This window comes from Campylobacter troglodytis, from assembly GCF_006864425.1.
Lineage (GTDB): Bacteria > Campylobacterota > Campylobacteria > Campylobacterales > Campylobacteraceae > Campylobacter_D > Campylobacter_D troglodytis.
The window spans coordinates 1-1,079 of record NZ_QHLI01000165.1 but is presented as its reverse complement, the minus strand read 5'-3'; the positions used below and the strand labels follow the sequence as shown (position 1 = coordinate 1,079).

Below are 1,079 nucleotides of genomic sequence, written 5' to 3'. Positions count from 1 at the left end.
AAATAAAAACTTCATTTGCACCCTACTTGAAAACGACAAGGTAACGGACGGACAAGAGACATTAAGCATTCACAAAATGGCAGCAAAGCATTTAAATAAGAGCAATCACAACGGCTGGAGCTATTTTTATGTAGAGCAAGGACAAGGGCTAGCAAGCATTGATTCTTTTAGGTATGAATATGAAAGGGTGCAAAATGCAAACCGAGCTTGAAAAAATCGTATTTAGTTCTATTGACGCACTTATTCATCACGCAACGAGCGAAAAAAAGCTCAAAGAAATTCACAAAAAACACGAAGTAAAGGTGCATTTTGTTCCTATTAAATATAGGATTTTGGGCGGAATTTTGCAAAGTATGAACATTCAATTTGGCAATTTTATAGAAGAGCTGATGAGACAGCTTGTCGAAAATAGTGGCTATGAAATTTTGGCTGAATTTAGCGGAAAAAAGAGCAATAAATTCAAGGTGTCGCCCTTTGCAGACACGCTCATTGACAAATATATCACAAAGGCACAAAGCGAAAATAATTTTGACTTACAAAAAGAATTTAATGCTTTAAAAAACGCTATTTTGCAAGATAAAACTGAAAGCAGTATAAAAACCGACCACGATATTGACTTGCTTTTTAAGGACAAAAAGGGGCAAATTTATTACGCTGAAATCAAATACAATGACGATCACGACACCGATAAATTCGTGGGACTAAACCGAAAAATTATAAAAACCTATGCTTATTTGGTGCGTGAGCTTGGCGTGGATATAAAGCCGATTTTGTTTTATTTTAATAACAAAAAAATGAAAGGCAACATTTATCTGCCCGAAAGCGAGTGCATTTACCGTGGCGAGCGATTTTTTAGGGACTTTTTGAAATTTGATTACACGGCTTTGCAAAAGGTGTTTGAAAATTTTGCAGAATCAAGTGAAAATTTGGCTAAATTCAATGATTTATATAAAAAAATAATGAGATAAAACAACCTTTACGGCGTAGATATAAACGAAAATTCAGTTGAGATTTGCCGCCTTCGCCTTTGGATAGAATTACTAAAAAATTCATATTATTTACAAGATGGAGACGAGGGC

1 protein-coding gene and 2 pseudogenes are annotated in these 1,079 nt (G+C 34.8%); all 3 read left to right on the top strand.

Annotation, left to right across the window (positions count from 1 at the left end; genetic code table 11):
* Positions 1-211: pseudogene (locus DMC01_RS14560) on the top strand (site-specific DNA-methyltransferase); the annotation flags it as partial.
* Complete coding sequence (locus DMC01_RS12545; RefSeq protein ID WP_142694517.1) at positions 195-968, top strand: HinfI family type II restriction enzyme; 774 nt, start codon at positions 195-197, stop codon at positions 966-968. The pseudogene DMC01_RS14560 and the gene DMC01_RS12545, both read left to right, overlap by 17 nt.
* Positions 969-1,079, top strand: a pseudogene (locus tag DMC01_RS16970) (Eco57I restriction-modification methylase domain-containing protein); the annotation flags it as partial.